Here is a 14,217-nt window from a genome sequence, read left to right as displayed (position 1 = left end):
AAAAGACCCGTCAGCGCTGCGGGTCTTTTGTCGTTTTTGGAAAAGGGGCGGAGGTACGCACACGAAATGAGCGGTTGTTTTGGAGAAGGAGCTTTCTTTGGGAAGAAGAGGTTTTCGTTTATGAGAGGAGGCTTCGCTCCCACCACCTTGATTGAGTGGCAGGGTTTTGGCTTGAGAGAAATTGTGATGCGGAGGTTTGGTGGTTGAGGAATCGACATTATTTTCAGGGAAATAATTTGATGTTTTGGTTTGTCTGGGGGCTGGTGGTGGCTGTGTCGCTGCTACGCCTCGTATTTCTAACAGATTATGCGGCGTCGTGGGATGCGGTTGATTTTGCGCTTGGAGTGGAGCGGTTTGATTTGCTTGAGATGCGTCCTCATTTTCCCGGCTATCCGTATTTTATTTTAGGCGGGATGCTGCTAAAGTCGTTTGTGGCTGACCCGGTGGAAGCGCTTGTGCTCTTTAATATGGTCTTAACCTGGTCGTCGGTAGTGCCGGTTTTTCTAATTAGCAGACGGTATTTGTTGCCTGTAAAAGCTGTGCTCGTTGTGCTCGTTGTACAGTCACTTCCTTTTTTCAATGTGCTTACTGTTCAGCCAATGTCAGAGACAGCGGCTATTGCGGTGCTGTGGTGGTATATTTGGTCGCTTTTTGTTGCTCTTGAAACGGGGAAATGGCGCTGGATTTGGCTACCGGGATTTTTCTTTGGGGTGCTAATGGGTATTCGCTTATCTTATCTTGGTTTCGGGATTGGCTTGGTCTGGCTTTTTATAAAAGATGTGAGCGGGTATGAAGGAAATAAGTGGTTCAGATTTGCGGTGCATGTGAGCGTCAATGTGTTCTTTCAGTTCATCTGGGTTGCAGGGCTTGTCGCTTCACTTGGAGGCTTTCACTCATTTTGGCGGATTGCGCTATCATTTACGGAAGGCCATTTTGAAGATTGGGGCGGAACTGCGGCGGCTGATGATGGTTCTGTGATAACGAGGTTTGCGGTACTTGTGACGAAGCAGTGGCTATGGAGTGCGTTGTTTGCTCATTCATGGTTAATGGCCGGAGCTGTTGTAGTCGTTGTGCTTGGGCTGATTGGGGCACGGAAGCATTTTATACAGAAACATTTTCTGCTGCTCTTTACGATGGCAGGCAGTTATTTTCTTTGGGTGCTTTTTGCACAAAATATTGATAAACCAAGGCATATTGCCCCGTTTGCTCTGCTTATTGTATTTCTGTTAATGATTGTGATACTGAAGCGAAAGACAGAGCTGATGGTCGTTGTGCTCGTTGGGGTGCAGCTGTTTACGAGTGTGTCGTTGATGCATGAGCGGAGTGAAGAACTGCCCGCAACCTATCAGCTGGCACATTATTTACAGGAGCAGTCAGGTAATTTCATCGTGTACACGTGGGAAGAGACACGGGTGATGGGATACCTGCAGGCGGATTATCCGCATAAGCGGCTGTGGACATATCATTATTTTGAAGAAGAAATGAAGGATTCAGATACGGAGACGGTATATGTGACTGACCATCTATTGAAAGGTTTTCAGCAGCAAGGAATGGAAATTAGCGGTCAGGTTGAGAAGGTGGCGGAATTTCATTCGAACGAGCTGTTTGACCCTGTGTACGGTGAAATTAAGCTTTATAAGTGGAAAAAGAACTAGACATATGGCAGACTTAAAAAGTGCGAACATATGTTATGATAAAGGCAGTACGTGAAGGAAGTGGTTTTTATGAAGAGCCATTTGAAAGAGAAATTGGCCATTTTGCCTGACCAGCCAGGCTGTTATCTTATGAAGGATAAGCATGGCACGATTATTTACGTCGGGAAGGCAAAGGTATTGAAAAACCGTGTGCGTTCTTATTTTACTGGCTCACATGATGGGAAAACATTGCGTCTTGTCAATGAAATACAAGACTTTGAATATATCGTTACATCGTCAAACATTGAAGCCTTGATTCTCGAGCTTCATCTCATAAAAAAGTATGACCCAAAATATAACGTCATGCTGAAGGATGATAAGAGTTATCCGTATATTAAAATCACTAATGAGCGTCATCCTCGCTTAATTACGACCCGGAAGGTGAAAAAGGATGGCGGCAAATATTTCGGGCCATATCCGAATGTCCAGGCGGCGAATGAAACGAAGAAGCTGTTGGACCGATTGTATCCACTGCGCAAATGCTCGAAGCTACCTGACCGAGTGTGCTTGTACTATCATATGGGTCAGTGCTTGGCTCCGTGTGTGAAAGAGGTGGAGGCTGAAGAGAACAATGAAATTGTCCAAAATATTACTCGTTTTCTAAAAGGCGGCTATCAGGACATCAAGAAAGAGTTAGCTGGGAAGATGCAGCAAGCATCTGAAGCGTTGGAATTTGAGCGCGCGAAAGAGTACCGCGACCAAATTGCCCATATTGAAGCGGTAATGGAAAAGCAGAAGATGACGCTTAAGGAGCTGAAAGACCGTGATGTGTTCGGTTTTGCTTATGATAAAGGCTGGATGTGTGTGCAAGTCTTTTTCGTTCGGCAAGGTAAGTTGATTGAACGGGATGTGTCGCTGTTTCCGTTCTATGATGAAGCCGAAGAGGACTTCCTCACATTTCTCGGGCAATTTTATGAAAGTAAAAATCATCTGAAGCCGAAGGAGATTTTTCTACCTCCAGAGGTGAATCGTGAATATGCAGAGCAGCTGATTGGTGTAAAAGTAAGCCAGCCTATGCGTGGACAGAAGAAAGACCTCGTAAAGCTAGCCACGAAAAATGCGTCGATTGCTCTTCAGGAGAAATTCGCGCTCATTGAGCGGGATGAAGAGCGGACGATTAAAGCGGTTGAAAATCTCGGAAAGCAGCTGAACATTGAAACACCGCTGCGAATTGAGGCGTTTGATAACTCAAATATTCAAGGTACCGACCCAGTTTCAGCGCTGGTGACATTTATTGATGGAAAGCCGTCGAAGAAGGATTACAGAAAGTATAAGGTGAAATCTGTCGAGGGTCCTGATGATTATGCATCCATGCGTGAGGTCGTTAGGCGTCGCTATACGCGCGTATTGAAAGACGGGTTGCCGTTGCCTGATTTAATTATCGTTGATGGCGGAAAAGCGCATATGCAAGGAGCAATTGATGTGCTAGAAAATGAGCTTGGGCTCGATATTCCGTTATGTGGCTTAGCGAAGGATGACAAGCATCGCACGTCAGAATTGCTGTTTGGCAGTCCGCCTGAGCCGGTTGAGCTTCCAAGAAACAGTCAGGAATTTTATCTCTTACAGCGGATTCAAGACGAGGTGCACCGTTTTGCGATTACGTTTCATCGTCAAATTCGCGGGAAGGGTGCTTTTCGTTCGGTGCTTGATGACATTCCAGGAATCGGGGAGAAAAGGCGCAGAGCACTGCTCCGAAAGTTCGGTTCTGTTGCAAAGCTGAAGGAAGTAACGGTAGATGAGCTGAAGGAAGCAAGTCTGCCGCAGCACGTAGCGGAAGAAGTGGTACGCTATTTACAAGATGAGAAGAAAAAATAAAAATCCGGAAACAGCCTAATGCTGTTTCCGGATTTTTGGCGTTAAATAGCTTGCTTTTCTTCGACTAACTCAACTTCAAAGCCCATATCCTCGATCATTTGGTGATCGCTTGTGTGCTCTTGGCCGCTTGTTGTTAAGTAGTCGCCGATGAAGATCGAGTTCGCTGCATATAAGCCTAATGGCTGAAGCCCTCGTAGGTTTACTTCACGGCCGCCTGAAATGCGGATTTCTTTCGTTGGGTTAATGAAGCGGAATAGAGCAAGGACACGTAAGCAATAACGCGGGTCAAGCTCGCTCGTTCCTTCTAGCGGTGTGCCGTCAATTGCATGCAGGAAGTTAACTGGAATGGAGTCTGCATCAAGCGCTTTCAAACTATGCGCCATGTCGACAACATCTTGTCTTGATTCCTTCATGCCGACAATAACACCAGAACAAGGTGACATGCCTGCATCTTTCGCTGTATTCACAGTGTTTACGCGGTCATCATAGTTATGAGATGTTGTGATGTTTTCGTGATGGCTTTCTGATGTGTTGACGTTATGATTGTAACGGTCAACGCCTGCTGCTTTTAACAGCTTTGCTTGTTCAGGTTTTAAAATTCCAAGACATGCACAAATTTTCATGCCGAAGCGGTCTTTAATTTCTTTTACTGTTTCCGCAACAGTTTCAACTTCACGGTTTGTAGGCCCGCGTCCGCTGGCAACGATACAGTATGTACCTGCCTTTAAGTTGTATGCATGTTCGGCACCTTTCATTAACTGCTCTTTATCAAGCAAATTGTATGTATCAACATTCGCTTCTGACACAATTGATTGTGAACAGTATCCACAGTTTTCAGGACAAAGGCCTGATTTTGCATTCATAATCATATTTAATTTTACTTTTTTTCCGTAATAGTGCTTTCGTACTTGAAAAGCTGCGTGCATTAAAGGTAGAAGTTCGTCATCTGGAGCGTCCAATACGCTTAATGCCTCTTCGTTTGTTAATCCTTCACCGCTTATACTTTTCTCAGCTAATAAATTCCAATTCAAAGTAAAACCCCCTTATGTTAACTTAATTACATTATAAGTTAACAAAAAGAGGATGCAAGGAATTTATTGAAAATTTTTCGAATTAGGTACAATCATCTATGCGTTCAATCAGAAAAATCGCTATTTTTCTGATTGAACGGTGATGACCGCTTTCTTTTGGCGTGGCTTTAATTCGACAGATGATTCGGTGAGTGTACCGTTGATTTGCTGGATTTGTTCTGCAAGAAAGCCGGCTTCTAAATGAAAAGATGGTGCTTTATCATAATTGAAGCGCTTTTCAATAAGCGGGCTTGTCAGCTCATATGTGAGTGTTATTTTTTTATCTTTAATTAGTTGCAGCGTTCCCCAACCTGCAGTTTCGAAAAATTCATTAAGCTCTTGGACTGTTTCGAGCGGGAACTTGCGTGCAAGTCTTTTTCCAGCAAAATAACTAATCTCCTCATAATCTTCACTTAGAAGATCAGGAAGAAGCACTTCGCGCATCAGTTCATACGCAAATGCTGGACATTGAAGTTCTTCTGTTGCCTGTTTTATCGAAAATAGATTTGAAGATTTCATGGTGGTGCATCCCCTTTCCACAAAATAATTATTACGCTTTTAAATAAGATAGGCAATGATATTTTATAAAATTATGTGAGATTTTTAACAAATTACTATTTTTGAAAAGTAGAACAAGGGAATAAAAAAAGTATGTCGAAAGGGGATATTAAATAGATGAAGCGATGCTCATTAGAGTGGCAGGTCAAGAATTTATAACACACTTTCAAAATATTGTAATAAACCGAATATTTTGAAAAAATAATGTACGCGTTTTCTTGACGGAGGTTGTGCACAAGAGTACAATAAACTTGTCACAAATTATTCATAGGAGCCTTAATGTTAGTCGGCTTCTGGGGCATAAACTTTCATTAAATGGGGGAGGGTGTAACAAGCCGAATATAGAAAGATTAAAAGGGTTGCAGATTTTGTTTTTTTTTACGTAAATTGTCGAAAATTATAAGGGGGGATTTCCATGGCAGGTAATAAAGAATTTGCGAACAGACGATTGCACTCGTTGCTTGGTGTTATACCAGTCGGTTTATTCTTACTTGAGCATCTTATTACGAACTTCATGGCAACACAGGGAGCAGAGAAATTTAATTCAGCGGTACACTTTTTAGAAGAATTACCTTTCCGATATTTTCTAGAAATATTCGTTATTTTCTTACCGTTATTGTATCATGCGATCTATGGACTATATATTGCTTTCACAGCAAAAAATAATGTAAGTAACTATGGATATTTCCGTAACTGGATGTTTTTGTTGCAACGTGTCTCAGGTGTTGTAACATTGATTTTTATCGCATGGCATGTATGGGAAACACGTATCGCTGCGTTATTTGGAACGCCAGTTAACTTCGAAATGATGCAAAATATTTTAAATAACCCTGCAATGATCGTCTTCTATATCGTCGGTGTTGTATCAACTGTTTTCCATTTTGCTAATGGTTTATGGTCTTTCTTTGTGAGCTGGGGTATCACTGTAACACCTCGTTCTCAACGTATTTCTACTTATGTCACAATGGCTGTATTCGTTGGTCTAACATATGTTGGGATGCGTGCCCTATTTGCATTTGTAAGCCCTGAGCTAGCAGGAATGTAAGAAACGAGTTCGGATAAACATTTAAGTAAACATTTGTAGGGAGTGGGTCATATTGAGTAAAGGAAATCTTGTTGTTGTCGGTGGCGGTCTTGCCGGTTTGATGGCAACTATTAAAGCAGCAGAAGCAGGGGTTCATGTTGACCTGTTATCATTAGTGCCTGTTAAGCGTTCTCACTCTGTATGTGCACAAGGCGGTATTAATGGTGCCGTTAATACAAAGGGTGAAGGGGATTCACCTTGGGAGCACTTTGATGATACGGTTTATGGTGGGGACTTCTTAGCGAACCAACCTCCAGTAAAAGCAATGACAGAAGCAGCGCCTGGAATCATTCACTTGCTTGACCGTATGGGTGTTATGTTCAACCGTACACCTGAAGGATTGCTTGACTTCCGCCGCTTTGGTGGAACACAGCATCACCGTACTGCATTTGCTGGTGCAACAACTGGTCAGCAGCTTTTATATGCATTGGACGAGCAAGTACGTCGTCACGAAGTAGCAGGTCTTGTAACGAAATATGAAGGCTGGGAAATGCTTTCACTTGTACTAGATGATGATGGTGTTTGTCGTGGTGTAGTTGGACAGAACCTTCATTCTATGGAAACGCAAGTCTTCAAAGGTGATGCCGTTATTATGGCAACTGGTGGTCCTGGTATTATCTTTGGTAAGTCAACGAACTCTGTTATCAACACTGGTTCAGCGGCTTCAGCTGCATACCAGCAAGGTGTTAAATATGCAAATGGTGAGTTCATTCAGATTCACCCAACTGCAATCCCTGGTGATGACAAGCTTCGTCTAATGAGTGAATCAGCACGTGGTGAAGGTGGCCGCGTATGGACATATAAAGATGGTAAGCCATGGTACTTCCTAGAGGAAAAATATCCTGCATACGGAAACCTTGTACCTCGTGATATCGCTACACGGGAAATATTCCACGTTTGTGTCGATTTGAAACTTGGTATTAACGGTGAAAACATGGTGTACTTGGATCTATCGCATAAAGATCCGAAAGAACTTGACATTAAGCTTGGCGGTATCATTGAAATCTATGAGAAATTCATGGGTGATGATCCACGTAAAGTACCAATGAAAATCTTCCCAGCTGTTCACTATTCAATGGGTGGTATGTGGGTTGATTACAATCAACAAACGAACATTCCTGGCCTATTTGCAGCTGGTGAGTGTGACTATTCTCAGCACGGTGCGAACCGCTTAGGTGCAAACTCATTACTATCTGCGATCTACGGTGGTATGGTTGCCGGCCCGAATGCTGTTGAATATATGAACGGCCTTGAAAAATCAGCTGACGCGATTCCAGAAGCAGTATTTGAGCGTCAATTGAAGGTTGAAGAAGATAAGAACAATGAAATCATGGGCTTAAATGGTACAGAAAATGCGTACGTTCTTCATAAAGAGCTAGGTGAATGGATGAACAATAACGTAACGGTTGTTCGTACAAATGATAAGCTTCAGCAAACTGATGAGAAGATCCAAGAGCTGATGGAGCGCTGGAAGAACATCAATATTAATGACACGGCTCAATGGTCGAACCAAGGTGTTATGTTTACACGTCAATTACAAAACATGTTCCACCTTGCTCGTGTAATCACACTTGGTGCATATAACCGTAATGAAAGCCGTGGTGCACATTACAAGCCAGAATTCCCAGAACGTAATGATGAAGAATGGTTGAAAACAACGATTGCTCGGTTTAATCCAGCAACAAATTCACCAGAATTTTCTTATGAAGAAGTGGATATTGGACTTATCGAGCCACGTAAACGTGACTACTCTAAGAAGAAAGCGAATGAAAAGAAAGGGGAGGCTAAATAATGAGTGAGAACAAATTGGTTAAATTCATTATTACTCGCCAAGATAAACCTGAATCTGCCCCTTACCAAGAAGAGTTCGAGGTACCATATCGTAAAAATATGAACGTAATTTCTGCTTTAATGGAAATTCGTCGTAATCCAGTAAACACAAAAGGTGAAACAACAGCACCTGTTAACTGGGATATGAACTGTTTGGAAGAGGTATGTGGCGCTTGTTCAATGGTTATCAACGGCAAACCACGTCAATCTTGTACGGCACTTATTGATCAGCTTGAGCAGCCGATTCGTCTTGAGCCAATGCGTACATTCCCGGTTGTTCGTGACTTAGTTATCGACCGAAGCCGTATGTTTGATTCTTTGAAGAAGGTAAAAGCATGGATTCCGATTGATGGTACGTATGATCTTGGGCCTGGTCCAAGAATGCCAGAGAAGAAGCGTCAATGGGCATATGAGTTGTCTAAATGTATGACATGTGGCGTATGTTTGGAAGCTTGTCCAAACGTAAACAGCAATGCAAACTTTATCGGTCCAGCACCGCTTTCTCAAGTGCGCTTGTTCAATGCACATCCAACAGGTGAAATGAACAAAGAAGAGCGTCTTGAATCATTAATGGGCGATGGCGGACTTGCAAACTGTGGTAACTCACAAAACTGTGTCCAATCATGTCCAAAGGGTATTCCTTTGACAACATCGATTGCTGCATTAAACCGCGACACAGCGATTCAGTCATTCAAGAACTTCTTCGGAAGCGACAAATAATCGATTAAAAATAGGTTGAATCACAGGGGTCTGATTCCCTCCGCTTAATAGCGAGGGATCTGACCCTTTTCTTTTAGCGAGGAGGGGCTCATATGGGGAAAATTTCATATATTGATGATTTCAAAACATGGTCAGAAGGGTTTCAGTATTATTCACCGACACAAGTACGTTTCTCAGAAACAGATCTATTTGGCCATTTAAATAATACGGTTGCGTTTGTGTATTTTGAGCAGGCTCGTGTGTCATTTTTCAAAGATCTTGGGTTTATGGATGAGTGGATGAAGGAGAACAGTGAATCATTGATTGTAACAGCCGATTTGCAATGTGATTTCTTAAAGCAAATCTATGTCTACAATGACCTGAAGATCTATGTAAAGGTTCATCAATTAGGTAACACGTCACTCGATTTGCACTACAAAGCAGAAGATGAGAATGGCGAAGCATGCTTAGCAGGCCGGGGTCGAATTGTACATATTTCCAAAGCTGAAGGGAAGCCATTAGCCTGGACGGACAGTATGAAAGCAAAGCTGCAAGAATATGTAGGATAAGAAAATGGTTGTCCGAAATAGTCAGATGTAATGACTCCTCGGACAACCATTTTTTCGATGCACAGGACGTGGCATTCTTAGCCAGCGTTCCTTTGATTTAGCTGCGGCGAATAGAAATCACCTTCCCGCTCCGAGGCAAAGAACGCCTCTATGCGTGAAGGAGTATGCAAAAAAGGTTTCTGAGCGATTCGCCTCCGCTTTTCGGTATATTAAGCGATTTTTTTGCATTGTTCGGCGCATTTGAAGCAGGCGTCGGCGCATTTTTTGCAGTGGTCGTGGTCGTGTTTTTTACATTCATTTCCGCATGCTTCACAAATTGTTGCACAGACGCTAGCTAGTTCTGCTGCGAATGGGGTGCCGCGTCCTAGTGCTTGTTCAAGGAATGAACAGATATCTCCACATTCACGGTCTAAACGGATACACTCGGCTAGCATTTTTACATTGTCTTCTTTTAAACAAGCGTCATAGCAATGGTTACAAGCTTCCATACATTCATGTAGGGTGTCAATAAGGGTTTGGTATTGGCTGTGTGCCATCATTAGCCTCCTTTAGTGTAAGCTTATAAATAGTCATAGCCCGTAATGTATTTTGTAAAACATTATTTTTGATGAAACCTTCATTTTAGGAAATTTAACCCAAAATAAAAAAGAAGGTGTCCATACGATAATTGGACACCTTCTTTTTATGAAGCTGGTGGAATGACAAGGTAATAGACACTTGTGAAAAAGGTGAAGACAGCGATAACCGCTATATACGCCTTCCATGCTGCTAAGTTTTGTGAGACGATTAATGACTTAACAGCAAGCATGTAAATCCAAACAAGCGCAAAGATCATAGCAATAAGTGCGATAACAGAAGGTGTACTGCCTTTTGAGAAGTGAACAAAGGCTGGTAATGCGAATACACCAGGGATTAAAATGAAGCCCGTCATTCGATTTAATACACGCATGAGACCTGGACCGCCGAATGCACGGCTTCCGGCCCAAAGTAAAAACATAAAGCCGACTTTTGTAATAAACATCATAATAATGCCAGAGGTAATGAAGAATAATGGTATAAAAATGGTCCGTAGCATTTCTGTTTGAAAGCTTTGAATATAATCATAGTTGATAAGAATAGTAAAAAGGCCGTACGCCACACCGAGTGCTAGGTTAGCAAGGTTTGAAAGGGTGTTAAATTTTTCGTTTTGTGCAATGTTCTGAAGAGATGCATCTTTTAATAGAATTGCTTGTAGGACGTTCTGAATGAGATTCATAGGTCACCTCCGACTTAGATGAACAAAATAGGACAGATTCAGACGTATAATACGCCTGAATCTGTGGGAAAGTTAGATATTCCAAGGCATTAAGGACCACACAATTGTTGCGACACTAAGAATCACAACTGTTGCAGCACCGATTTTGCTGTTGTAGCGAAGTGGGTTCACGTCACTCCAGCCATGGATGCGCTCTACTAGTTTCGCATCAGCATCAGTTGTTAAGCTGTTGCGAAGAGCTGGCATGTTGTTTGTAATCATTGAAACAACAATGTGTAGTAAGAATGCGATTGGTACACAAAGCATTGCGCCAGACAATCCAAGAGAATCTGTTAATGCATGGCCACTTACTGTAATGGATGGGAATACGAATGGTGAAACGACAACATAGATTGCACCAGCGATAACTGTTGATGTAATCGCACCGTATTTGTTTGCACCTTTCCACCAAACGCCCAACAGGATAATTGGAGCATTTGTTACAGCCGCAAGACCGAATGCCCAAAGAATACTTACAACTAGGAATGCTGGTGGCTTAATTCCAAGCAGGACACTGATAATACCACCAATACAGATTGAGATGTAACCAAGACGAACTTTTGCTTTTGAGCTGATATTTGGTTTTAAAGTTGTAATAATGTCTTGTGAAAGAAGGGCACCGATTGCAAGTAGGTTACCACTTAATGTAGAGATACCTGCAGAGATTGCACCTGCGATTACAAGAGCTGTTACCCATTCAGGGTTGTATACAAGGTTCAAGATGATTGTTAGTTTGTCTGCATCTTCTGGAGCGATAATGCCGCCGTTTGTACTGTTGAAGTATACGCCAGCAAAGCCCATTGCATATGTTGCAGAGAAAACAAGACCAAGAACAAGTGCGAACCAAATCATTGCTTGACGAGCACTCTTAAGGCTTGATGCTGTGTAGATACGCATCGCTAAGTGAGGCAGGCCAAGTGAGCCAAGAGTAATGGCAGGAATAATTGAGAAATACCACTTTGAATCAAATTGATAATCAAAGAAGGTTGGTAATGTTTCTAACATTTGTGGAACCATGTCAGAGTATAAAAGCGGTGGGAAGTACCATCCAGTAGCACCCATTGCTTTCATAATTGCGCCTAAAGGAAGAATAAACATTAGAGCAATGATAACCATTTGAACAGCGGCATTGTTTGTTGCACCACTCATACCACCAATTGTTACATAGCCAGTGATTAGAATTCCACCGATGAATAAGCTAGTCAAGTAAGGGATACCGAATAACATTTCAAATGTTTTCGCAACACCGATCATTTGTCCTAATGCGTACATGATAGAGATAAGAATCATCCAAAGTGCTACGATAATCGCTGCTTTGTTTCCGTAACGCTCTTTCACAAAGTGAGCCGGAGAGAATGCGCCCATACGGCGTAGGCTCGTACCATAAATAATTGTGATTAATGGAATAGCAAGAATCATTTGAATCCATAAGAATACGAAAGGTGCTTGTAGTTTAAGGATAAGACCTGTAACCCCAAGGAATGTTGCAAGACTCATATAAGTTGAAGCCATTGCTAAACCGTTTGTAATAGGACCAACGCCGCCGCCTGCTACGTATAAATCTTCAACTGACTTACTCGCACGGTTTGAGAACCAGCTGATTAGATAGAAAGCTAGGAAGAAGGCACCGAGTACGACTAACCCGATCATTGGATTTTCTAATTGCCAATTTTGCGCTTCCATTAAATAACCTCCTTCGAACCTTCAGAAGAACGATTCTTCGAGTTAAGTTTATTTTCTTCTTCAATTGCGACATCAATTTTATTTGCAATTTTTCCTGTGATAATTGTTAGGGCAAGTACACCGAACCAACCCATAAGAATCGGGATAATATAGTCAATTGGAAAGCCCATAAATGTGCCTTCAACTGGGAAAATTGAAAAGATAAAACCCATGTGACCAGAAATCAAAAACAGAATTGACATAATGGCAGTAAACCATACTTCTTTCTTGTAAGCGTTCACAATAATTGTCCCCCTTTTGCTTAGTTGGAAATAAACTGAGTGGTCGTTCAGTTTGTAGGTACAACCTCCTCTCAATCATTTTTTCTTATCAGATTGAATAAAAACTGATATATAACACTTAAGATTATACTGTAAAAATCCCATAAATACCTTACAATATTTTGCTGTAAAAATATAAAATATTTTTATTTTTCTAAAAATTAATGCGATTTCGCATGATTAATAGGTGGCTTTTGTCCTTTTTTGTCGAAAGAAAAAAGGTGAGCTCTGAACGAACGCTCACCTTTGTCCCATTTTAAAATTAATCATTAACTGTAATGATATGGGATTCTCGGTATTCACTTGGAGACACACCAACGTGCTTTTTGAAAATGGAGCTAAAGTAGTTTGGTGTATTGAACCCGACTTGGGCTGCGATGGCTTCAATCGTGTCGTTGGTATGACTTAACAGCCACTTTGCTCGTTTGATTCGAACATTTGTGACATATTCAACGAATGAAATGCCTAATTCTTTCTTAAATAATCTTGAGAAATACGTATGGCTTAAATGAACTTTGTTCGCCACTTTCTTGATAGATAAATCTTCATGATAATTGCTTGAAATATATTCGATGCACTTCTGTAAGTTCTCATCTTTTGTTAATTCTTCATAGAAGCACAGCAGCTTGTTTTCATTTAATGAGTAGGTAAGTGCTTTCTTCGCTTCTTGGTACGGCTGATACAAGTTCAATGGGTCATTGTAGACAGAGCCAACCCCCACGTGCAGTGTAATGCCGTATTCTTTATGAATCTCGTTTATTAATTTGAACAGATGATGGTTAAGCTGGTCCCATTCTCGGATTGATTTGTAGATAAACGGAATATGAAATAAGACGGCTAAATATTTTCTGAATGATACATAGGACACATCTTTTACCCAGTGTGATAAATGGTTCTTGATGACAGAGCGTACGTGGGAACGAAGAATTCTTTGGCCTTCTTCATTTTCAATAAACTCCTGTGCACGGTCATTTCCTTGTAGTATACAGACGACGTTTGGAATGTTGGTCATTTTTGCAAAGCGCTTATATTGTTCGAGCTCATCGAATGTTTTGATTTCCCCATATAGTAGTCTGCGTAAAAATGTTTCTCTCACAATCGGCAAGTCTTTCAATTCTTCTGAAGCAGACTGGATAGCCCGAATAAGCGAATTTCTTCTTAATGGCGTAATTTGGAGAGAATGGACATTTAATTCGACAGCAATTGGTGCAGTGTGAACCATGTCTTGATTCATCACGACAATGATCTTGGATTGAAGGTGCTTCTTTCTTAACCGGTTTACTTTAACCCAGTCGAAAGTGGAGAGCACTTGAACAATCACCATATCAACTTGGGCGTGCTGTTCATCATGCGTGATGATGGTCGCTTGTTCTGATAAGCTTTCTTTCACCCAACTTGTGATATACTCCTTATGTGTTGCTTCTAAATCGACTAACTTAATGTTATACATGAAGTTTTTCCTCCCTGTTTCCCCGTTCGCCACACTAATCTCTATAAAAATTTTAAAAGGTTTGAATTATTGCTATTATACAATAAAAAGAGTTACCTTAGGAGGTTTTAGTCAAAAAACCTTAAGTGTTTTATGGGATTATTTGATAGAG

General features: G+C 41.5%; 13 protein-coding genes. 6 read left to right on the top strand and 7 right to left on the bottom strand.

Features of this window, described 5'->3' with window-relative positions; all coding sequences use genetic code 11:
• The first annotated feature begins 239 nt into the window (after nt 1–239).
• Together LC040_12760 and uvrC are read left to right on the top strand one after the other, a co-directional pair.
• Nucleotides 240–1,655, top strand: coding sequence for a glycosyltransferase family 39 protein (locus LC040_12760; protein WLR50146.1), 1,416 nt, complete (start codon nt 240–242; stop codon nt 1,653–1,655).
• A 69-nt stretch (nt 1,656–1,724) separates the two neighbouring features.
• Nucleotides 1,725–3,509 carry an excinuclease ABC subunit UvrC gene (uvrC, locus tag LC040_12755; GenBank protein ID WLR50145.1) on the top strand — a complete coding sequence of 595 codons (1,785 nt, stop codon included), beginning with the start codon at nt 1,725–1,727 and terminating at the stop codon, nt 3,507–3,509.
• 41 nt (nt 3,510–3,550) lie between these two features.
• Here uvrC and bioB read toward each other — a convergent pair whose 3' ends face one another.
• The gene (gene bioB / locus LC040_12750; GenBank protein ID WLR50144.1) at nt 3,551–4,540 is read right to left on the bottom strand and encodes a biotin synthase BioB; all 990 of its coding nucleotides are present in this window, start codon (nt 4,538–4,540) and stop codon (nt 3,551–3,553) included.
• 120 nt (nt 4,541–4,660) lie between these two features.
• Nucleotides 4,661–5,098 (bottom strand): YslB family protein, encoded by a 438-nt coding sequence (locus LC040_12745; protein ID WLR50143.1) that lies wholly within the window; start codon nt 5,096–5,098, stop codon nt 4,661–4,663.
• Nucleotides 5,099–5,552: 454 nt separating this feature from the next.
• Here LC040_12745 and LC040_12740 point away from each other — a divergent pair, with 454 nt between their 5' ends.
• From LC040_12740 to LC040_12725, 4 genes are all read left to right on the top strand, one after another.
• A complete protein-coding gene (locus tag LC040_12740) occupies nt 5,553–6,182 on the top strand; it encodes a succinate dehydrogenase cytochrome b558 subunit (protein WLR50142.1) in 630 nt (209 codons plus the stop codon).
• A gap of 52 nt (nt 6,183–6,234) precedes the next feature.
• A complete protein-coding gene (sdhA, locus tag LC040_12735; protein ID WLR50141.1) occupies nt 6,235–8,013 on the top strand; it encodes a succinate dehydrogenase flavoprotein subunit in 1,779 nt (592 codons plus the stop codon).
• Entirely contained in the window at nt 8,013–8,771 is a 759-nt protein-coding gene (gene sdhB, locus LC040_12730; GenBank protein WLR50140.1) for a succinate dehydrogenase iron-sulfur subunit, read from the top strand. Before sdhA ends, sdhB begins: the two co-directional genes overlap by 1 nt.
• 92 nt (nt 8,772–8,863) lie before the next feature.
• Nucleotides 8,864–9,319 (top strand): thioesterase family protein, encoded by a 456-nt coding sequence (locus LC040_12725; protein ID WLR50139.1) that lies wholly within the window; start codon nt 8,864–8,866, stop codon nt 9,317–9,319.
• A gap of 209 nt (nt 9,320–9,528) precedes the next feature.
• Here LC040_12725 and LC040_12720 read toward each other — a convergent pair whose 3' ends face one another.
• From LC040_12720 to LC040_12700, 5 genes are all read right to left on the bottom strand, one after another.
• Nucleotides 9,529–9,855, bottom strand: coding sequence for a four-helix bundle copper-binding protein (locus LC040_12720; protein ID WLR53283.1), 327 nt, complete (start codon nt 9,853–9,855; stop codon nt 9,529–9,531).
• Between the two features lie 146 nt (nt 9,856–10,001).
• Nucleotides 10,002–10,574: a hypothetical protein gene (locus LC040_12715; protein WLR50138.1), complete on the bottom strand. Its 573-nt coding sequence runs from the start codon at nt 10,572–10,574 to the stop codon at nt 10,002–10,004.
• A 72-nt stretch (nt 10,575–10,646) separates the two neighbouring features.
• A complete protein-coding gene (locus tag LC040_12710; protein ID WLR50137.1) occupies nt 10,647–12,296 on the bottom strand; it encodes a sodium:solute symporter in 1,650 nt (549 codons plus the stop codon).
• Nucleotides 12,296–12,577: a hypothetical protein gene (locus tag LC040_12705; protein ID WLR50136.1), complete on the bottom strand. Its 282-nt coding sequence runs from the start codon at nt 12,575–12,577 to the stop codon at nt 12,296–12,298. The genes LC040_12710 and LC040_12705 overlap by 1 nt, the downstream gene beginning before the upstream one ends.
• A 301-nt stretch (nt 12,578–12,878) precedes the next feature.
• The gene (locus tag LC040_12700) at nt 12,879–14,066 is read right to left on the bottom strand and encodes an AraC family transcriptional regulator (GenBank protein ID WLR50135.1); all 1,188 of its coding nucleotides are present in this window, start codon (nt 14,064–14,066) and stop codon (nt 12,879–12,881) included.
• Nucleotides 14,067–14,217: the final 151 nt, after the last annotated feature.

The organism is Bacillus tianshenii (genome assembly GCA_020524525.2).
Classification (GTDB): domain Bacteria; phylum Bacillota; class Bacilli; order Bacillales; family Bacillaceae_N; genus Bacillus_AV.
The sequence above is the reverse complement of the archived record's forward strand: the minus strand, read 5'-3'. Positions and strand labels throughout refer to the sequence as shown.

Coding starts and splice junctions, on each gene's coding strand:
- LC040_12760 (WLR50146.1), top strand. CDS start 240: ATGTTTTGGTTTGTCTGGGGGCTGGTGGTGGCTGTGTCGCTGCTACGC.
- LC040_12740 (WLR50142.1), top strand. CDS start 5,553: ATGGCAGGTAATAAAGAATTTGCGAACAGACGATTGCACTCGTTGCTT.
- sdhB (WLR50140.1), top strand. CDS start 8,013: ATGAGTGAGAACAAATTGGTTAAATTCATTATTACTCGCCAAGATAAA.
- LC040_12700 (WLR50135.1), bottom strand. CDS start 14,066: ATGTATAACATTAAGTTAGTCGATTTAGAAGCAACACATAAGGAGTAT.
- LC040_12710 (WLR50137.1), bottom strand. CDS start 12,296: ATGGAAGCGCAAAATTGGCAATTAGAAAATCCAATGATCGGGTTAGTC.
- LC040_12745 (WLR50143.1), bottom strand. CDS start 5,098: ATGAAATCTTCAAATCTATTTTCGATAAAACAGGCAACAGAAGAACTT.
- LC040_12715 (WLR50138.1), bottom strand. CDS start 10,574: ATGAATCTCATTCAGAACGTCCTACAAGCAATTCTATTAAAAGATGCA.
- uvrC (WLR50145.1), top strand. CDS start 1,725: ATGAAGAGCCATTTGAAAGAGAAATTGGCCATTTTGCCTGACCAGCCA.
- LC040_12725 (WLR50139.1), top strand. CDS start 8,864: ATGGGGAAAATTTCATATATTGATGATTTCAAAACATGGTCAGAAGGG.
- LC040_12720 (WLR53283.1), bottom strand. CDS start 9,855: ATGGCACACAGCCAATACCAAACCCTTATTGACACCCTACATGAATGT.